The organism is Pseudomonas sp. UBA3153, from assembly GCF_002364635.1.
GTDB classification, from domain to species: domain Bacteria; phylum Pseudomonadota; class Gammaproteobacteria; order Pseudomonadales; family Pseudomonadaceae; genus Pseudomonas_O; species Pseudomonas_O kuykendallii.
The window spans coordinates 1-18,886 of record NZ_DEYR01000004.1 but is presented as its reverse complement, the minus strand read 5'-3'; the positions used below and the strand labels follow the sequence as shown (position 1 = coordinate 18,886).

19 protein-coding genes and 1 tRNA gene are annotated in these 18,886 nt (G+C 64.5%); 6 read left to right on the top strand and 14 right to left on the bottom strand.

The genetic code is table 11. The features are described 5' to 3' along the window. The 6 genes from B2X67_RS02045 to B2X67_RS02020 form a co-directional block, all read right to left on the bottom strand. Positions 1-758 (bottom strand): flagellar hook protein FlgE (locus B2X67_RS02045; RefSeq protein ID WP_286784441.1); only part of this gene is annotated, 758 nt, incomplete at its 3' end. Between the two features lie 25 nt (positions 759-783). After that, positions 784-1,482 (bottom strand): flagellar hook assembly protein FlgD, encoded by a 699-nt coding sequence (gene flgD / locus B2X67_RS02040; RefSeq protein WP_286784440.1) that lies wholly within the window; start codon positions 1,480-1,482, stop codon positions 784-786. A 13-nt stretch (positions 1,483-1,495) separates the two neighbouring features. Next, a complete protein-coding gene (gene flgC / locus B2X67_RS02035; RefSeq protein ID WP_090229651.1) occupies positions 1,496-1,939 on the bottom strand; it encodes a flagellar basal body rod protein FlgC in 444 nt (147 codons plus the stop codon). Between the two features lie 2 nt (positions 1,940-1,941). Further along, on the bottom strand, positions 1,942-2,370 hold the full coding sequence (gene flgB, locus B2X67_RS02030; protein WP_090229653.1) for a flagellar basal body rod protein FlgB: 429 nt from the start codon (positions 2,368-2,370) through the stop codon (positions 1,942-1,944). Between the two features lie 248 nt (positions 2,371-2,618). Beyond that, on the bottom strand, positions 2,619-3,446 hold the full coding sequence (cheR, locus tag B2X67_RS02025) for a protein-glutamate O-methyltransferase CheR (RefSeq protein ID WP_286784439.1): 828 nt from the start codon (positions 3,444-3,446) through the stop codon (positions 2,619-2,621). A 42-nt stretch (positions 3,447-3,488) separates the two neighbouring features. Then, positions 3,489-4,421, bottom strand: coding sequence for a chemotaxis protein CheV (locus B2X67_RS02020; protein ID WP_286784438.1), 933 nt, complete (start codon positions 4,419-4,421; stop codon positions 3,489-3,491). 75 nt (positions 4,422-4,496) lie between these two features. Here B2X67_RS02020 and flgA point away from each other — a divergent pair, with 75 nt between their 5' ends. The 4 genes from flgA (at position 4,497) to B2X67_RS02000 (ending at position 7,056) form a co-directional block, all read left to right on the top strand. After that, positions 4,497-5,255 carry a flagellar basal body P-ring formation chaperone FlgA gene (gene flgA / locus B2X67_RS02015; RefSeq protein ID WP_286784443.1) on the top strand — a complete coding sequence of 253 codons (759 nt, stop codon included), beginning with the start codon at positions 4,497-4,499 and terminating at the stop codon, positions 5,253-5,255. 143 nt (positions 5,256-5,398) lie between these two features. Next, the gene (gene flgM, locus B2X67_RS02010; RefSeq protein WP_273229326.1) at positions 5,399-5,728 is read left to right on the top strand and encodes a flagellar biosynthesis anti-sigma factor FlgM; all 330 of its coding nucleotides are present in this window, start codon (positions 5,399-5,401) and stop codon (positions 5,726-5,728) included. A gap of 51 nt (positions 5,729-5,779) precedes the next feature. Further along, positions 5,780-6,247 carry a flagella synthesis protein FlgN gene (locus B2X67_RS02005; protein ID WP_273229327.1) on the top strand — a complete coding sequence of 156 codons (468 nt, stop codon included), beginning with the start codon at positions 5,780-5,782 and terminating at the stop codon, positions 6,245-6,247. Positions 6,248-6,267: 20 nt separating this feature from the next. Further along, positions 6,268-7,056, top strand: a complete 789-nt coding sequence (locus B2X67_RS02000) for a flagellar brake protein (RefSeq protein WP_286784437.1) — start codon at positions 6,268-6,270, stop codon at positions 7,054-7,056. 13 nt (positions 7,057-7,069) lie between these two features. Here the strand turns inward: B2X67_RS02000 and B2X67_RS01995 are convergent, their stop codons facing one another. The 4 genes from B2X67_RS01995 to B2X67_RS01980 all read right to left on the bottom strand — a co-directional run bounded on the left by B2X67_RS01995 (position 7,070) and on the right by B2X67_RS01980 (position 13,551). Next, a complete protein-coding gene (locus B2X67_RS01995; RefSeq protein WP_286784436.1) occupies positions 7,070-8,368 on the bottom strand; it encodes an MFS transporter in 1,299 nt (432 codons plus the stop codon). A gap of 53 nt (positions 8,369-8,421) precedes the next feature. Beyond that, positions 8,422-9,663, bottom strand: a complete 1,242-nt coding sequence (locus tag B2X67_RS01990) for a glutamine synthetase family protein (RefSeq protein ID WP_286784442.1) — start codon at positions 9,661-9,663, stop codon at positions 8,422-8,424. A gap of 260 nt (positions 9,664-9,923) precedes the next feature. Further along, positions 9,924-9,998, bottom strand: a tRNA-Arg gene (locus B2X67_RS01985). Positions 9,999-10,083: 85 nt separating this feature from the next. Next, positions 10,084-13,551, bottom strand: coding sequence for an indolepyruvate ferredoxin oxidoreductase family protein (locus B2X67_RS01980; protein ID WP_286784435.1), 3,468 nt, complete (start codon positions 13,549-13,551; stop codon positions 10,084-10,086). Positions 13,552-13,717: 166 nt separating this feature from the next. On the opposite strand from B2X67_RS01980, the gene B2X67_RS01975 reads away from it, so the two are divergent. Continuing rightward, positions 13,718-14,185 (top strand): Lrp/AsnC family transcriptional regulator, encoded by a 468-nt coding sequence (locus B2X67_RS01975; protein ID WP_090229680.1) that lies wholly within the window; start codon positions 13,718-13,720, stop codon positions 14,183-14,185. Between the two features lie 4 nt (positions 14,186-14,189). Here the strand turns inward: B2X67_RS01975 and phnN are convergent, their stop codons facing one another. Then, positions 14,190-14,753 carry a phosphonate metabolism protein/1,5-bisphosphokinase (PRPP-forming) PhnN gene (phnN, locus tag B2X67_RS01970; protein WP_273229332.1) on the bottom strand — a complete coding sequence of 188 codons (564 nt, stop codon included), beginning with the start codon at positions 14,751-14,753 and terminating at the stop codon, positions 14,190-14,192. A 316-nt stretch (positions 14,754-15,069) separates the two neighbouring features. Between phnN and B2X67_RS01965 the strand changes: the two genes are divergently transcribed. Further along, positions 15,070-15,396, top strand: a complete 327-nt coding sequence (locus B2X67_RS01965; RefSeq protein ID WP_090229685.1) for an Arc family DNA-binding protein — start codon at positions 15,070-15,072, stop codon at positions 15,394-15,396. A 73-nt stretch (positions 15,397-15,469) separates the two neighbouring features. Here B2X67_RS01965 and B2X67_RS01960 read toward each other — a convergent pair whose 3' ends face one another. From B2X67_RS01960 to B2X67_RS01950, 3 genes are all read right to left on the bottom strand, one after another. Further along, complete coding sequence (locus B2X67_RS01960; RefSeq protein ID WP_286784434.1) at positions 15,470-17,617, bottom strand: ATP-binding protein; 2,148 nt, start codon at positions 17,615-17,617, stop codon at positions 15,470-15,472. Then, positions 17,614-18,219, bottom strand: a complete 606-nt coding sequence (locus B2X67_RS01955; protein ID WP_286784433.1) for a biliverdin-producing heme oxygenase — start codon at positions 18,217-18,219, stop codon at positions 17,614-17,616. The genes B2X67_RS01960 and B2X67_RS01955 overlap by 4 nt, the downstream gene beginning before the upstream one ends. A 65-nt stretch (positions 18,220-18,284) precedes the next feature. Beyond that, a partial coding sequence (locus B2X67_RS01950; RefSeq protein WP_422662529.1) for an Lhr family helicase occupies positions 18,285-18,886 on the bottom strand: 602 nt, incomplete at its 5' end.

The following is an 18,886-nucleotide window of genomic DNA, read 5'->3' as shown; positions in this document are numbered from 1 at the left end:
GCGGCGACCACGCTGGCCGGCGTCGAGCCGGCGGCGTTGGCGGCGGTCTGCGCGGCGCCTACGGCAGCGCTGTCACCGCCCGGGTTGCTCGGGTTGCGTCCGTCGACGGTCACGTACATGGTCCAGTTGTTCGCATCGCTCTTCACGAAGTACTGCGACATGGTGTGCGAGTTGCCCTGGGAGTCGTAGACGTCGACCGAGGTGGACCAGTTGTAGCTCGCCGAAACCGACGGATTGAACGGCGTGGTGGTAGGAACGGCCGCGGTGGAGTTCAGCGCGACGACCTGGTCGATATCGGTGGTGGCCTTCGGCAACTGGTTGGTGGTATCGATCTTCAGATCGGTGATCACCCCGTTGACGATGTTGCCACTGGCATCGACGCCGTAGCCCTGCAGCCTGTTGCCCGAGTTGTCGATGACGAAACCGGCGCTGTCCGAATGGAAGGTGCCGTTACGGGTGTAGACCCGGGAGCCATTGTCGCTGAGCACGAAGAAGCCGTTGCCGTTGATCGCCAGGTCCAGGCTGCCACCGGTGGAGGTGATGTTGCCCTGGGTGAACTGCTGCGAGACGTTGGCGGTGAGTACGCCGCTGCCGGTGGTGTTCTTGCCGGAGCCGAACATCGAGGTGGCGTACACGTCGGCGAACTCCGCGCGGGAGGCCTTGAAGCCGGTGGAGCCCACGTTGGCAATGTTGTTGCCGGTCACGTTGAGGTTCTTGCTGGCGGCGTTGAGGCCACTCAGGCCGATATTGAAAGACATGAATTTCTCCTTCCGGCGCGCCGGCTTACTGGCCAATCACCTGGACTTGCGACAGCTTCACGCTGCCCATCCCGGCTAAGTTGAGGGTCATTTCTCCGCCGTCCTGTCCCAGCGTCACACTGCTGACAGTCGCCGGCATGTAGGTCGAAAGAGCGGTCTTGGTGTCATCGATGGTGGCGGTAGCCTTGAACGTGTAGGTGCCGGCCGCGAGCTTCGTGCCATTGGTGTCGGTACCGTCCCACTCGAACGTGACGTTGCCGGCCTCCTGGGCGCCGAGATTGATCTTCTTCACCACGGCGCCAGCGGAGTCGTACACGCTGACGGTGGTTTCGGTGCCGGCCTCAGGCAGCTTCACCGCGCCGGTGATGCCGGTAGAGGTATCCACAACCGCCTTGTCGGTTTGCGCGATCACCGAACGACCGACCAGCGACGAGGCCTGCAGCGCCTGCGAGGACTGGAAGCCGCTGGTGATGGTGTTGACGGACGCGTTCAGGTTCTCCATGCCCTCGACCTGGCTGAACTGCGCCAGCTGGGCGACGAACTCGCTGTTGTCCTGGGGATCGAGCGGGTTCTGGTTGTTCAGTTGGGTGACCAGCAGTTGCAGGAAGTCGTTCTTGCCCAGCGAGCTGGAGCTGCTGGACAAACTGGTGCTGCTGGAATCTTTCGGCTTCGTGGTGCTGGACAGTCCGGCCAGTACGTCGGAGGCGCTATTGACAGTGCTCATTGAGGTTCTCCGCTTACTGACCCAGCGTCAGTACTTTCTGCATCATTTGTTTGGCGGTGTTCATGATTTCCGCGTTGGTCTGGAACGCACGGCTGGCGGAGATCATGTCGGCCATTTCCTCGACGACGTTGACGTTGGGGTAATACACGTAGCCGTCCTTGTCCGCGGCCGGATGGTTGGGCTCGTAGCGCGCCTGCAACTCACTCTGGTCCTCGACGATTCCGGTCACCTGAACGCCCACGCCGGCCTGGCCCTGGTCCTCGAACAGCGAACCGCCACCAGCGCCCTGGGCGCCATTGAGCATGGTGGCGAACACCGGATGCCGCGCGCGGTAGGTCTGATCGACGCTGGAGGAAACGGTGTCAGCGTTGGCGATGTTGCTGGCGACGGTATTCAGGCGCGTGTTCTGCGCACTCATGCCGGTACCGGCGATATTGAACAGGCTACTGAGTGACATGCTTATTCTCCGCGAATGGCCTCGATCAGCCCTTTGAACTTGCTGTTGAGAAGCGTGAAGCTGGCCTGGAATTCCAGAGAGTTCTGGGCGTAGGCGGCCTGCTCGACCTGTTCGTCGACGGTGTTCTGGTCCAGCGACGGCTGGGTCGGAATGCGGTAGCGCAACGACGCGTCGGTGGTGGTCATGGCAATGCCTTCCGCCTCGATGTGGCGGCCGCTGGTGGTCGTCAGCGTCGGCATGTTCGAGCTGGAGCCACCCTTCGCCATCTTGTCCGCCTGCTCGGCGAGCACCGCGCTGAAGTCCAGGTCGCGGGCCTTGTAGTTGGGCGTGTCGGCGTTGGCGAGGTTATTGCCTAGTACCTCGGCGCGTTGCGCCCGAAAGGCCAGGGCTTTCTCGTGGATACCGAGGGCGTTGTCGAAACTGATGCTCATGGTCGCGGGACCTATGCGATGTGCTGTATCAGCGACAAAGCAAGCGTCATGCCATGATTTTTTAGCCTTATAAATCAGCTACTTGTGAACAAGCGACAAAAACCGGATGCGAAAACGGCAATTAATTTCCGCTTTCGGTGGCTCTCTTCGGGAAGGGGCGGCAAAACTTTGGCGCGGTGAGCGGCAAGGCGTGCCAGGGAGCGGCAAGCGCTTTCCGCCGCGGAAAGCGCTCGAAGAGCTGGAGGGTGTTACTTGACCTTATAGATGATGCCGGGGCTGCATTGGACCATCTGGTAGAGGTCGGGCAGACCGTTCAGTGCCTCGGACGCGCCGAGGAACAGGTAGCCGCCGGGCTTCAGCGTGGCGTGGATGCGCGTGAGGATGTCCTTCTTCACCTCGGCGGAGAAGTAGATCAGCACGTTGCGGCAGAAGACGATATCGAACTTGCCCAGCACCGAGTAACTGTCCAGCAGGTTCAACGCGCGGAACTCGACCCGGTTGCGAATCGGCGCCTTGACCGCCCAGCGGCCCGGCGCCTTCAGATCGAAGTAGCGCTGCAGGCGCTCCTGCGAGAGGCCCCGCCCCATCGCCAGGCTGTCGTACTCGCCGGACTTGCAGGCGGTGAGCATGGTCCCGGAAAGGTCGGTGGCGACGATCTGCACGCCGGCCTTGAGCTGGCCGAGGTTGGTCCGTTCGAACTCGTCGATCGCCATGGACAGCGAATAGGGCTCCTGCCCCGACGAACAGGCGGCCGACCAGATTCGCAGCCGTTGCCCACCGGCGTTCTTGATCATCTCCGGAAGAATCCGGGATTTCAGCACCTCGAACGGGTAGGCATCGCGAAACCAGAGGGTCTCGTTGGTCGTCATCGCGTCGACCACCTGCTCGCGCAGGCCGCTGCGCGGCTGACTTTCGATACGCTGGACCAGCTCGCTCAGGGAACGGATGGATTGCTGCTCCATCAGTTTGTTGAGGCGGCTGGATACCAGATACTGCTTGTTGCTGCCGAGCAGGATGCCGCAGGTTTTCTCCAGGAAAACCCGAAACTGCTCGAAGTCCAGATTGCCTGAAGACACGGGTGCTGCCTCTCCGATCCGATGGGCTGCCAAGAGTATTCCTTAGCCGTTGACTGATTGTTTGACACGCTCGACGACCCGCGAAGCGAGGTCGTCGGGGCGGAACTTGGCGAGAAAATCGTCGGCGCCCACTTTCTTCACCATGGCCTGGTTGAACACGCCCGACAACGAAGTATGCAGGAGAATGTGCAGCTTCTGCAGGCGCTGATCGGCGCGAACCTCCGCGGTGAGCGTGTAGCCGTCCATCTCCGGCATCTCGATGTCGGAAATCATCATCAGCAATTCGTCTTCAGGGTGACGACCCTCGTCGGCCATGCTCTTGAGATAGTCCAGCGCCTGGCGACCGTCGTTCAACGCAGTCACCTCGACGCCAACGCTTTCCAGACAACGGCTCACCTGCTTGCGCGCCACCGACGAGTCGTCGACGATCAGCACGCGCTTGGTCACCGCGCGCTGCTGGGTCTCCACGTCGATCACGCCCTCGGAGATGACCTCGGAAGTCGGCGCCACCTCGGCGAGAATCTTCTCCACGTCGATGATTTCCACCAGCTGATTGTCGACCCGCGTCACCGCCGTCAGGAAATGGTCGCGACCGGCGCCCTTTGGCGGCGGATGAATCTCTTCCCAGTGCATGTTGACGATGCGCTCCACGGAACGCACCAGGAAACCCTGCACTTTGGTGTTGTACTCGGTGATGATGACGAAACTGTCTTTCAGGTCATCGAGGCCCGGTTTACCGGTGGCCATGGCCAGGTCGAGGATCGGGATGGTACCGCCGCGAATGCTGGCAACGCCGCGAACGACCGGGCTCGATTTCGGCATGATGGTGAGTTTCGGGCACTGCAGCACCTCCTTCACCTTGAACACGTTGATGCCGTACAGCTGTTTTCCGTCCAGGCGGAACAGCAGCAGCTCGAGGCGGTTCTGCCCCACCAGCTGAGTTCGCTGGTTAACCGAATCCAATACACCGGCCATGCCAGATTCCTCTAAATGAATGTCCCGCGTCTGCTCAGGTTAGCAGGCGGCACGACCCTTGCTATCTCACCTGTCATGAAAGAACTCACGACATTTTTTCGACGCATGATGTCAAAACGACAGCGCATGTGTCGTGTTTTACCCACTTTATGCGGGCTCGGCTACACCGGTCTGGTGTTGGCCCAGCAAACCATGCCTGAGCAACTTATCGACACGACCCAGGGATTTCTTGAATTCGCCGTGGAAGATTATCTGCGTACCGTGGACATACCGGGCCGCTACGAAATCCAGGTCAACCGGCTCGATCCGCGCCTGCGCCTGCCGCTGTGCGATCAGGAGCTGAACGCCAAGCTGGAAAGCCCGGCCCAACCGATCGGGCGGGTCACGGTGAGGGTCAGCTGCGACGGCAGTTCGCCGTGGAGCGTGTTCGTTCCGGCCCAGGTGAAGGTGTTCCGCGACGTCGTGGTGGTCAAGCGTCCGCTGACCCGCGGCAGCATTATCGGCGAGACCGATGTAGCGCTGGCGGAACGGGACACCGGAACCCTCGGCCAGGCCTTCCTCGTCGCTACCGAGCAGGCGGTCGGCAGCAAGCTGACACGACCGGTGGTCGCCGACCAGGCGATCCTTATGACGAGTCTGGAAACAGCCGACGTGATCGCCAAGGGTGACCACGTGGTGATCAAGGCGCAAAGCGGCGCCATCAACGTGAACATGCCCGGCGAAGCACTTTCGGCGGGCGCCCCAGGCGAGCAGATCCGGGTCAGGAACCTGCAGTCTCAACGTGTGATCAAGGCCCGGGTTACCGGCCCGGGCGTGGTAGAAGTGGCTATGTAAGGCATGAAACGGCTGGCGTGCAGACAGGACGGTTCTTTACACTGGCGGACGGCGCAAATCTTTTTGCTCTGTCTCGCTAAAGTTATCGGCGTGATCGCCGAAAAGCTGGGCAAGCGTCCAGACACCGTCCGAGGTTTTGCATCATGGTTATCGACTTCAACCGGCCCAACAATGCCGTTACGCCGTCTTCGACGACGCGTACCAGCAGCAGCCAGCCCGGCAGTCGCACCGAAGCCGCCGCCGACAGCAAAGCGAGCAGCACCGTCGAGCAGACCCCAGCCAAGGGCGGCGAACCCGTGCAGCTCAGCCAGGAGGCACAGCAATTGCAGTCCGTTAGCGACAAGCTGCGTGACCTGCCCACCGTCGATAGCGAGAAGGTCGCCCGGCTCAAGCAGGCGATCAGCGACGGTAGCTATCAGGTCGATAGCAAACGCGTCGCCAGCAAACTGCTCGATTTCGAGTCCCAGCGTTAGCTTCAGGCCGCGCTGGGGATTTTGGACGCTTGATTCCCAGAGCCCGCCGCCATGAACGACACGACCCTGCTGCAACTGTTCAGCGAAGATATCGGCCACGCCGAGCAGTTGCTTGAATTGCTCGAAAGCGAGACCCAGGCCCTGACGAGTCAGGACCTCACCTCCCTGGAAACCATCCTCACCAGCAAGCAGACCCTGCTCGCCCTGCTCGACCAGCATGGCCGGGCGCGGAGTCGCGTGCTCGTCTCGCTGAACCTGAGCGCCGACCGCGCGGGACTGCAGGCACTCGCCAAGGCCTCGGCGCAAGGCGAGGAACTGCTCGCCGCCGGCGATCGACTCAGCGCGCTGCTGCGTGAATGTCAGGACACCAACCTGCGCAATGGGCGGCTGATTCGCGCCAGCCAGACCAGCGTCACCAAGCTGCTTGGAATCCTTCGCGGCGCAGAGGTGCCCAACCTCTACAATAACCGTGGAGCGACGTCGCGCGTCGGCTATCAGCGTCCCTTGAGCCAGGCATAAATCCCTGAAATAAGAACGACATGCAGTCGTGTTGCCCGTATGCTAGCGCAGCCTATTGCCGGGAGAACGCTGGAGTGCCGAACCCCTTCATCGAGGAGAATGGTCCGCAAGAGCCCCGGCTGCTTAGAGCTCCGCTGGAGATCTTCGCCAACCTGCGCCTGCTGCAGCAGAACCATGACCCTCTCGTCATAACCTTCGAAGGCCGCTCGCAGCGTTTCCAGAGTTTCGTGGTCCAGGTCGACCGCGAGCGCAACCTGCTGGCCCTCGACGAACTGATACCCAACGACGGCGAACGCTATCTGCAGGCCGGCGAGTCCTTCCACGTCGAAGGCTTCCATGAGGGCGTGCGCATCGCCTGGGATTGCGAGCAGAAGCTCTACATCGGCGAGCTCGAAGGCGCCCGCGCGTACTGGGCGACGCAACCCGAGGAGATGCTTTACCACCAGCGCCGGGGCGCCTTCCGCGCGGTGCTGAAACTGACCCAGCCGGTCCAGGTGAGCCTGGACGGCGACAAACTCAGGGCCTCGATCGTCGGCCAGATGCTCGACATCTCCGCCACCGGCTGCAAGCTGCGCTTCGCCGGCGACGTCACCGACCGCCTCAATCCGGGCGAAGTCTACGAGCGCCTGACCGCCGAATTGCCGTTCGGCGCAGTCACCACGTCGGTGGAGCTGCGTCACCAGCGCTATGACGCGAGGCTCGACGTGACATTCTGCGGGCTGCGCTTCTTCCGCCTCAGCGGGCTCGAGCAGCGCGCGGTCGAGCGCTTCGTCTACCAGTTGCAGCGCGAAGCCCGTCGCCTCGACTGAGCGTTCGCGCCGATCAGCCGTTCGCCGGCGCCTCCGGTGACGCGGCCCCTTCCCCGCTCTGCATCTGCGCTTCCACCACCTGTCCATCGACCCGCGGATCGAGCGCCGCCGTCAGCGGCGAGCTGGCCGTGCTGTCGGGCATCGGGATGTGCTGCAGCGGCGCATCGTCGACCTGATGCAGATTGGTCACCGCTTCCGGGCGAATCCGCCAGACCAGGATCAGCGCGCAAAGGCTGACGAAGGCATACAGCATGTTCGCGCCCAGGTACTTCATCAGCACGCCGGCGAGCAGCGGACCGACGCAGGCACCGATGCCGAAGGTGACCAGCAGCATGGCGCTCAGCGACACCCGACGCTCGGCCTCCACATGGTCGTTGGAAAACGCCACCGCCAGCGGATAGAGACTGAACTGCAACAGGCTGACGACGAAGCCGAGCGGCAGCAGCACCGCCAGCGGCACCTCGCCCAGCAGCGCCAGCGGAAGCGCCGCCACGCTCAGCAGCAAGGCGCAGACACGAATCAGCCAGGCGCGGTCGCGACGGTCGGAAATCCACCCCAGCGGCCACTGCACCAGCAACGCCGCGAGGATGCAGCTGCCCATGAACACGCCGACCTGCTGCGTCGACAGCCCCAGGCGCGTGGCGTACAGCGGCGCCAGGCCATAGAAGGAGCCGATCAGCAGCCCCGAGACCAGCACGGTGGTCAACGACTGCGGCACCCGGCGGATGAAGAAACGCGGTTCCAGCGGCGCCGGATGCAGCGCGGCGGGGTGAATCTTGCGAGTCGCCGCCACCGGCACCAGGCACAGCGCAAAACACATCGCCACCAGCATCAGCAGCTCGATGCCGAGGCCCGGGTGGACCACCAGGACCATCTGCCCCAGCACCAGCCCGAGGTACGAGGCGATCATGTAGCCACCGAATACCCGCCCACGCTGGCTGGCCTCGGCCTGATCGTTCAGCCAGCTTTCGATCACCATGTACTGGCACATCATGCCCAGGCCCACCAGCATGCGCAGGATCAGCCAGGCGGGCAGCCAATCGATCAGGCCATGCCCCAGCACCGCGGCGGTCACGATCGCGGCGCAGGTGGAATAGGCGCGAATGTGGCCGACCCGGGCGATCAGTCGGTGGCCGGTCTTGCCGCCCAGCGCCAGGCCGAAGTAGTTGGAGGCCATCAAGGCGCCCACCCAGAGCCCGTCGACGCTCTTCGACAGACGCAGGGCCAGGTAGGTGCTGAGCAACCCCGAGCCGAGCAGCATCAGGGTGGTGGCCAGGTACAGCGGGCCGAAAGACTTCCAGATCCTGGACATTGAAACGGGAAACTCCTGCTGGGGCCGGACCGCCTGAGCGGTCCGGCGGAGGTTCACGCCTGGGCGGCGAGAACGCGGCGTTCCCAGGGCGTGATTTCATCGAAGAAGCTGGTCAGCTCCATCGCCTTGCTGGCGATGTAGCCTTCGATGAACTCGCTCCCGAACAGTTCCCGCGCCAACTGGCTGCGGCGTAGACGCTCCAGCGCCGCGTGCATGGTGCTCGGCAGGGTCAGCTCGTCCGGCACCACGAATTCACCCTGGATCGCCGCGCTCGGCTCCAGCTCGCGCTCGATGCCGTGCAGCCCGGCGGCCAGGCTGGCGGCGATGGCGAGGTACGGGTTGGCGTCCGCGCCGGGCAGGCGGTTCTCCACCCGCCGCGCGACCGGCGAGCTGGCCGGGATGCGCAGGCCCGCGGCACGGTTGTCGTGGGACCAGCAGGCGTTGTTCGGCGAAGCGAAGGGATGGCAGAGGCGCTGGTAGGAATTGACGTTCGGCGCGAACAGCAGGGTGAAGTCCGCCAGAGCCGCCTGCTGGCCGCCAATGAAATGGCGGAACGCGGCGGTCGGCTCGCCCTGCTCGTCGCTGAAGATGTTCCCGCCACTGCTCTGCTCCACCAGGCTCTGGTGGATGTGCATCGAGCTGCCGGGGGTTTTCGCCAACGGCTTGGCCATACACACCACGGTGATGCCGTGCTTGAGCGCGACCTCCTTGAGCAGATGCTTGAAGAGGAATGTCTGGTCGGCCAGCAGCAAGGGATCGCCGTGCAGCAGGTTGATCTCGAACTGGCTGACGCCCATCTCGTGCATGAAGGTGTCGCGCGGCAGGCCGAGCGCCGCCATGCAGCGATAGACCTCCTCGAAGAACGGCCGCAGACCGTTGTTGGAGCTCACGCTGAACGCCGAATGGCCATCCTCTCGCCGCCCGTCCAGGCCCAGTGGCGGCTGGAACGGCTGATGCGGGTCGCTGTTCGGCGCGAAGACGAAGAACTCCAACTCGGTCGCGACCACGGGCGCCAGGCCGCGCTCGGCGTAGCGGGCGATGACCTGCTTCAGCAACCCGCGGGTGGAAAGCCCCGAGCGACCGCCTTCCAGTTCGTCGGCATCGCAGATCGCCAGCGCGCGGGGCGTCTGGCTCCACGGCAGACGGTGAATCTGCGCCGGGTCGGCGACCAGCGCCAGGTCGCCATCGTCGCTGCCGTAGAAACGCGCCGGCGGGTAGCCGCCCATGATGCATTGCAGCAACACGCCGCGTGCCAGCTGCAGGCGACGGCCTTCGAGGAATCCCTCGGCCGTCATCACCTTGCCGCGAGGCACGCCATTGAGATCGGGGGTAACGCACTCGATTTCGTCGATACCGGCCAATCGTTCGGCAAGAGAGCTGCGGCCGCTGCTGGTCATCACGTCTGTTCCTTGATCATTCTGAAAGCCGGGATTCGGCAAGGTGGACAAAATACGCATCAGCCGTTCGAAATATCAAGCACCGGGCAATCGCCAGGCGCGCGGGTGTCGCATCGATATCGGGAGTGGCAGGCAAAGCGGCGCGAATGCGCGAAAGATGGCGTCCCCTACTGGAGTCGAACCAGTATCTAGCCCTTAGGAGGGGCTTATTCTATCCATTGAACTAAGGGGACAACGCCGCGGCGAAGCTTGCCGCCGCGACGGGGCCGCATGTTAGCGAGGCCGGCGCGGTTTGTCATGCGGCGCCACGCGCCGCGATCAGGCCGCCGGTTCGTAAAGATGCAGCACCTGCACCTCCCCCGCCTGCAACTGCGCCAGCAGACGGCGTTTCTCCTGTTTCGCCGCCTCCAGCGCACGCTGCTTGACGTGACCGTAGCCGCGAATCTGCTCCGGCAATTCGGCGATCGCCACCGCCGTGCGGTAGTTGCCCTCGCTCAGGACGCCAAGCAGGTGGTCGACATCCGCCTCGTAGTCGGCGATCAGCTCGCGCTCCAGGCGCCGCTCGGCACTGTGCCCGAACGGATCGAGCACGCTGCCGCGCAGGAACTTGAACCTCGCCAGCACGCGGAAAGCGCCGAGCATCCACGGACCGAACTCACGCTTGCGCGGCTCGCCGGTGCGCGGGTCCGGGCGGCTCAGCCAGCTCGGCGCCAGGTGGAACTGCAGGCGATAGTCGCCCTCGAACTGCGCCTCCAGTTGCCGGCGGAAGGTCTCGTCGCTGTAGAGCCGTGCCACTTCGTACTCGTCCTTGTAGGCCAGCAGCTTGAAGTAGTAGCGCGCCACCGCTGCGGTGAGCGCCTGCTGCGGACCAGGGTCGACGCCCCGCACGCGCTCCACCAGTGCCCGGTAGCGCTCGGCGTAGGCCGCGTTCTGGTAGTCGCGCAGCAGCGCCATACGGTGGACGATCACCTCCTTGAGGCCCTCGCAGCGCGGCTCCGTCATCTCTTCCGGCTGAACCAGGCGCTCCACCGCGGCCAGATCATGGGCGGCGCGCCGACCCCAGAGGAACGCCTGGCGGTTCGCCTCCACCGCTACCGCGTTCAGCGTGATGGCCTGCTCGATGGCTTCGGCGGAAACCGGCACCAGGCCCTTCTGATAGGCGTAGCCGAGCATGAACAGGTTGCTGGCGATGCTGTCGCCGAGCAGCCGGCTGGCCAGGCGCGTCGCATCGATGAAATGGATGCGCCCGCCGCCGACCGCCTCGGCCAGCGCCTCCCGCATCGCCGCACCGGGCACCTGCGCATCCGGGTTGCGGGTGAACTCGGCCGTGGGCGACTCGTGGCTGTTGATCACCGCGTGGGCGATGTTCTCGTTGAGCTTGGCCAGGGATTCCTCGCTGGCGGCGACCACCAGATCGCAGCCCAGCAGCAGGTCGGTCTCGCCGGCGGCGATGCGCACGGCGTGGATATCCGACTGCCGCGCGGCGATGCGGATATGGCTGATCACCGGGCCGAACTTCTGCGCCAGGCCGGCCTGGTCGAGCACCGTGCAGCCCTTGCCTTCCAGGTGCGCCGCCATTCCGAGCAGCGCGCCAACTGTGGTCACGCCACTGCCGCCGACGCCAGGCAGGAGGATGTTCCAGGGCCGCGTCAGCGTCGGCTGGCGCGGTTCGGGCAGCGCCTCGAACAAGGCCTTGGCGCCCATCGCCGCCGGTTTGCGCAGGCTGCCGCCATGCACGGTGACGAAGCTCGGGCAGAACCCTTCGACGCAGCTGAAATCCTTGTTGCAGGCGCTCTGGTCGATCTGCCGCTTGCGTCCCAGCTCGGTTTCCAGCGGCAGCACCGACAGGCAGTTGGATTTCACGCTGCAGTCGCCGCAGCCCTCGCACACCGCCGGGTTGATGAACGCGCGCTTGGCCGGATCAACCAGCTTTCCGCGTTTGCGCCGGCGGCGTTTCTCGGTGGCGCAGGTCTGGTCGTAGATGATCACCGACACGCCCTTGAACTCGCGCAACTCGCGCTGCACGGCGTCCAGCTCGCGGCGGTGGTGGAAGCTGACGATGGGCGCGAAGCCTGCGCGACTGGGGTACTTGTCCGGTTCGTCGCTGACCAGGGCGATGCGTTTCACCCCCTCGGCGAAGATCTGCTGGCTGAGCTGGTCGACGCGCAATTCGCCGTCGATGGGCTGGCCCCCGGTCATCGCCACCGCGTCGTTGTAGAGGATCTTGTAGGTGATGTTGACCCCGGCGGCCACGGCCGCGCGCACGGCCAGGTGGCCGGAATGGAAATAGGTGCCGTCGCCGAGGTTCTGGAACACGTGGGCGGTTTCGGTGAACGGCGCCTGGCCGATCCAGGTGGCGCCCTCGCCGCCCATCTGGGTAAAGGTGTCCGTGCTGCGGTCCATCCACTGGGTCATGTAGTGGCAGCCGATGCCGCCCTGCGCGCGACTGCCTTCCGGCACCTTGGTCGAGCTGTTGTGCGGGCAGCCGGAACAGAAATGCGGGGTGCGCTGGGTGTGGTGGCGCGGCGCGGCGAGGGCTTTTTCCTTGGCGTCAAGGAAGGCCAGGCGCTCCTCGATAACCGCACTGCTGTAGATCGGCGCCAGACGCCGGGCGATGACCCGGGCGATCATCGCCGGCGTCAGCTCGGCCAGGTTGGGCAGCAGCGAGGCGCCCTGCTCGTCGAACTCCCCGACGACCCGCGGGCGCTTGCCCACCGGCCAGTTGTAGAGCTGCCCGGTAAGCTGGTCCTCGATGATGCTGCGCTTCTCCTCCACTACCAGAATCTCGTCGAGCCCTTCGGCGAATTCGTGCACCGAGACCGGCTCCAGCGGCCAGCTCATGCCGACCTTCAGCACCCGCAGGCCGACCTGGGCGCACAAGGCTTCGTCCAGTCCGAGGTCCTCCAACGCCTGGCGCACATCGAGATAGGACTTGCCGGTGGTGATGATGCCGAGGCGCGGGCTGGGCGAATCGAGCATCACCCGGTTCAGCCGGTTGGCCCGGGCGAAGGCCCGCGCCGCGTAGATCTTGAAGGTGTTGAGGCGTTTTTCTTGGGCCAGCGGCGGGTCCGGCCAGCGGATATGCACGCCGTCCTCGGGCAGCGCGAAATCCTCCGGCAAGGCGACCTGGATGCGCAGCGGATCGACATCCACCACCGCCGAGGAATCGACGTTCTCGGCGATGGTTTTCAGCGCCACCCAGCAGCCGCTGTAGCGTGACAGCTCCCAGCCGAGGATGCCGTAGTCGAGGATTTCCTGGACGTTGGCTGGATTGAGCACCGGAATCGACGCCGCGATGAAGGCGTGCTCGCTCTGGTGGGCGATGGTCGAGGATTTGCAGCCGTGGTCGTCGCCGGCCAGCAGCAGCACGCCGCCGTGGGGCGAGACGCCGGCGGAATTGCCGTGCTTGAACACGTCGCCGCAGCGATCGACGCCCGGTCCCTTGCCGTACCAGAGGGAAAACACGCCGTCGTAGCGGGCGCCGGGGAACAGGTTGGTCTGCTGGCTGCCCCACACCGCGGTGGCGCCCAGCTCCTCGTTGACGCCGGGCTGGAAGTGGATGGCGTTCTGCTGGAGAAACTCGCGTGCCTCCCAGAGGCTCTTGTCGAGCCCGCCCAGCGGAGAGCCGCGGTAGCCGGAGATGAAACAGGCGGTGTTGAGGCCATGGGCCAGGTCGCGCTGGCGTTGCAGCATCGGCAGACGGGTTAGGGCTTGCGTGCCGGTCAGGTACAGGTGACCTGTGGCGAGGCGGTACTTGTCGTCCAGACGGATTTCGGCCAGGGACATGGCGGTATTCCTCTTGTTCTTATTAGTAGGCACCGGCGGCCGGGACCGCTGCGGATCACTGCCTAGAATATGACCGAGCGGTACCGGAGTTTTCTTCCTAAATGGAGGGAGAAATGCCGATACTGCGCATGATCCTTGCGCCCATAACAAGAATAGGGAAACGAAAATGCAGGTTTCGCTGAGCGGCATCGACCGCAAGATTCTTCGCCTCCTGCAGCACGACGCCGACCTCTCCGCCGCGGAGATCGCCGAACGGGTCGAGCTGTCGCAATCGCCGTGCTGGCGGCGCATTCATCGCATGCAGGAAGAAGGACTGATCGAACGCAAGGTCGCCCTGCTCAACCCGAAGCTGCTGGGCCTGAGCATGACGGTCTTCGTCAACATCAAGCTCTCGGCCCACGGGCGCAACAACCTCGCCGAATTCGAGCAGGCCATTGTCGGCTACCCCGAAGTGCTGGAGTGCCACACCATGGCCGGAAGTTCGGACTACCTGCTCAAGGTGGTAGCGCGCGACATCGATGCCTACGAACGCTTTCTGCGCGATCAGCTGCTGCGCCTGCCACACGTGCAGGAGGCGCATTCGAACATCGCCATGAGCGAAGTCAAACGCACCACCGAGTTGCCACTGGATTGAACCCTCAGCTGCGCGACAAGGGCGCTTCGTCGAGCAAACCCAACAGCGCTTCCAGGGTCTGGGCCAGGGCGCCCGAATTGTCGAGTTGCAGCACGCCCTGCTCTTCGCTGCCGGACTGCAGCGCCAGGCTGCGGGCCAGGCGCCGCTCGATTTCTACGGAGTTCTCGCGTCCGCGCGCCACCAGGCGCTGGCGCAGGACCTCGGGCCGGACGCTGAGCAGGATCGCCAGCATCGCCGGGTAGCGCCGCCGGGCGTCAGGCAGATAACCGCGCGAGCCGTTGACCAGGACGCCCTGACCGGCCGCCAGCCATTCGTCGATCTCACGCGGAATGCCATAGGCCAGGCCGTTGGCGCGCCAGCACATCGCGAACGCACCCTGCGCTTCGAGTTGGGCGAAGCGCTCCGGGGTGACCGCATGCGCGTCCTCGCCGACCGCTTCGGCGGAACGGGTGATGACTCGCCGCGCAATCCGTCCACCACGTTCCTGCCACGGCTGGCGGATGGCATCGAGCAGGCTGTCCTTTCCGGAACCGGACGGACCCATGAGATAAATCAACCTGCCTGCCATCGAATTCTCCGGATTTTCGATCAATCCAATGAATATAACCCGCGCACCTTCATCGCAGCTGAATGAGCGGATCGATAGCGGTAGCGAGGTTGTCTAACAAAGCGCACGTGCAATTTGCATGATGTGCTGGCAAAAAGCCTGTACATTATAAATAAATGACGCATAACTGCCGTCAACGAAACGTTATGCATGGCTTCGTCGGTATGCAGTACACTGATGCGATGGTTGAACGACTCGCAATTACGGAGGTCCAACCGGTGGATACTCCTGCCCATTGTGCCAGTACTGCCCTCTTGAACTAACCGGTCTCTAATGTATGCGCCCTATGAAACAGGCTATTTATTCCAGTCGTACAGCTGACAAATTTGTCGTCCGACTTCCGGACGGAATGCGTGAGCGCATCGCCGACGTAGCACGAAACCATCATCGCAGTATGAATTCCGAGATCATCGCCCGTCTTGAGCAGAGCCTGATCCAGGAAGGCGCGCTGAGCGATGATCTGACCATGCGCCTGGACAGCCCCGAGCTCTCCCTGCACGAACGTGAACTGCTACAGCGCTTCCGCCAGTTGTCCGGACGCCAGCAGACCGCACTGGTCGCCCTGATTGCCCACGACGCGGAAATGGCCAACGAAGACGCCTGATTCGCTCGTGCGATGCAAAGAAAAGCCGGCTAAAAGCCGGCTTTTCCCGTTTCAGAGGTCCCACGGAGCCACTTCAGCCAGGCAACCGCACCCGGAAGGCGATCACGCCATCCTGATACTGCACGTCGATGCTGCCCTGGTGAGCCTGGACGATGGCCTGGCTGATATACAGTCCGATGCCCAGTCCGCCCTTGTTGTGCAACGAGCCCGACGCGTTCTTGAACGGGCTGAACAGCTGCGACAGGTCATCCAGCGCGATCGGCTCGGCTTCGTTGCGCACCGTCAGCTCCAGCTCCTGCCCTTCGCGCCTCAGCGTCAGTTGCACCAGACGGCCCTGCCTGCCGTGGTGGCGCGCGTTGCTGAGCAGGTTTGAGACCACCTGTGCGTAGCGGTCCGGGTCGATCACAGCGCGCAGATCGGTCTCGATGACGCTGTCCAGCGGCATTCCCGGAAACGCCATGAGCATCTCCCTGACCGAGTCGGCGACCAGCGCCGAGAGATCCACCTCCTGCATGCGCATCGCCAACCCGAGGCCGGCCTGCAGGCGGCTCATCTCGAGAATCTGGCTGATCAGCCGCTCCATGCGCCCACTGGAATAGGTGATGTGCTTGCGCAGCTCGGCGCTGCGGGTATCGCTGGACGACATCATGGAAGCGGCCATGGAAATCGACTGCAGCGGATTGCGCAGGTCATGGCCGAGCACGGCGATCAGGCGCTGACGCATGTGGTCGATTTCCGCTGCGCGGTTCAGGCAGATCTCCACCAGTTCGCCGCGCAGCTTCTCGGCGATCGCGAGCTCGGCCGCCGACCAGCCAGCGGCGCGGTCGCGCACCACTTCTTCCCAGGCCTCGAAGGACCCGCGCGGGGTCAGGCGCGAACCCGAAGGTCCGACGCGCTCGATCTTCTCCGGCTTGCCGGCCCAGGTGATGGTCTGCGACTGCGGCTGGCGCAGCCAGACCAGCCAGCCGGATTCCTGGCGGTGAAAGCGCAGCGCCAGCACACCGCAGAAAGTGACGCCGCGCGAATCGGTGAAGGGCTCCTCGAAGCGCGAGGTCTGGTAAAGATCGAGTTCGGGATCGGCTTCCAGCGAGGCGACGATACGCACGGCGAAACCGGCCAGCTCGGGATTGTCGCCCGCCTCCACGCGTCCGCCGAGCATCACCACCACGTCGGAACAGTCGAACAACTGGCGGATATGAGCCGTCCCCTTGGTCAGCGCAGCGATCAGGTCGTCGGAATCGCGCGCCTGCTTGGCCAGCTGCAACTGCAGGTAGGCGGCCTTGCGCACGCGTTCGGCCGCGACCTGCATCTCCAGGCGCGCCACCGCGGCGCTGCACACCTGCGAGAGCACCTGGAACGCCAGCCGGGTCGGATACGGCAGGACCTTGGGCGCCATGTGGTGGCAGGCGAACATTCCCCACAGCTGGTCGCCCACCACGATGGAAATGCTCATCGAGGCGAACACGCCCATGTTGCTCAGGTATTCGCAGTGAATCGGCGACACGCTGCGCAGGTGGCTGTAGCTCAGGTCGAACGGGGTCCCGTCCGGACAGGTCGACGGCGTCAACCTGACCGGCGCGTAGGCGATGTCGGCGATCATCCGCGTCGGGTTCTCGATGAACAGCCGGCGCGCCTGGGCGGGAATGTCCGACGCCGGGTAATGTTGCCCGACGTAGCTGACTAGGTCCTTGCGCCGCGCCTCGGCCACCACTTCGCCGGAGAGGTCCGGCTTGAAGCGATACGCCATCACGCGGTCGTAGCCAGAGAATTCGCGGATACTCACGATCAGGCTCTCCAGCATGGCCTGGATGTCCTGCTGATGCTGCAGCTGGCTGACCAGCCGGTAGATGCTGTGGGTGCCCAGCGACAGGCTGGTCAGGGCGGCCTCGCGGCGCTCGAACTCCAGGTAGAGGATGCCTTTGTGGGCATGCGCGATGACATCGAAGAGCGCGTCGCCGAAGCTCGCCTCCAGCACGTCCATCCACGGCTCGTCGCTGCGCAGGCCGCACTCGAGCATCTCCCGTACCGCACGCGGCAGGCCGACCTGCCACAGCGCCTGGTCGGGAAGCACCTTCAGGCCAAGCATCGCCTGGGTGTTCTCGCTGGCGCTGAGCACCAGCCCCTGGCGGTCGAAGGCGATCAGCGCGCCGTGCGGCTGGATCGCCGCGGGAATGTGGATCGGCTCGTCTTCGCAGGTGGCCAGCGTCACCGGTTGGTTCATGCGGATTCCCCCCGCACGACCCAACGGTTGAACGACTCGAAGGCCTCCCGGGCAGCGGCGGACGCGGCCTCGACCTGCGACACCTCGGCCAGTTGCTCATCGAGGCGGCGGATGAAGGACTTCCACAGCGGCCCGGTGGCGGCGCCGTAGCCGAGCAGCCAGTGCAGTGGCAGCGGCGCCAGGCGCGGCTGCAGGCGGCGGAAAAGGAAGCTCGAACCGAGGGTCGAACCCTCAAGCACATAGGCGATACCGAAACGACGGGCCTCGTCGCTGGCCTGCGGCACATACGGACAGACTGGAATGGCATCGACCTGCGCACGGCTCCAGCCGCCCTCGAGCAGGTCCGCTTCGATCCAGGCGAGCTTGCCGGCGCGCTGCCCGGCATCCGCCAGCGCTGGCCACGGCGAAGACCACAGCGTCGCCTCCAGCGGTTTTAGCCAACCGGAGACGCGGGCGATGTAGTTCAGGTAGTCGGCGTGAGCGAAATCGTCACGCTGCAGCGGAAGGTTCTGGTCCAGCGCGCTGTGCTCGGCCTGTGTGGCCAGTCGCAAGGCGGCGAGCGCGGAAGGAATGCGCAGATCGGATTCGGTTGTTTCGGGCATATCCCTCGAGTGCCAGGCAAAGCAGTGCAGCAGGAGCCGGGAAAGTGAACGCCCGGAGTGTTCGATCAGCCGTGGATCAGACAGCGGCGAAGCTGCTGCGCATTCCCTGCGTCGAGTTCAACCCAGAATACAGGTTTTCCGGCGAGCAGTGCGCCGGCGGGGGCGCCATCCTGATACAAGACGCGATTGCCGGCAATAGCCGGTATTTTGGCACCTGGTAACAGGCTGCCCAGCAGATTCAACGGATCGCTGGCGGATACGCTGATCAGGCTGCCATCGCGCGGGCGCTTGCGTACCTCGCGCAACAACCCCACCGCTTCCGGCAGGGCGAACTGCTCGCCGGCCAGCCCCGCAACGAAGCGCCCGCCACGGATGTCGCCGCGCGCCTCCAGCCGATGATAGACCCGCAGCAACTCACGCCACGGCGGCAACCAGTCCGCCTCGCGGTCGAGCAAGCGCCAGAACACCACGCCATAGCGGCGCAGGAGTGTCATGGCGATGTGTTCCAGCGCCTGGGGATCGGTCTGCGGGCGGCGCTTCACGGCGCTTTCCACGACGTCCGCTCCCGGCAGGCGGCGCACCAGCGACCAGCGCCCGGCGTCCGCCATGCCGCCGATGAGCGACCCACCGCGCCCCCGCCGGCCGGCGCGTGGCTGGCGTTTCGCCG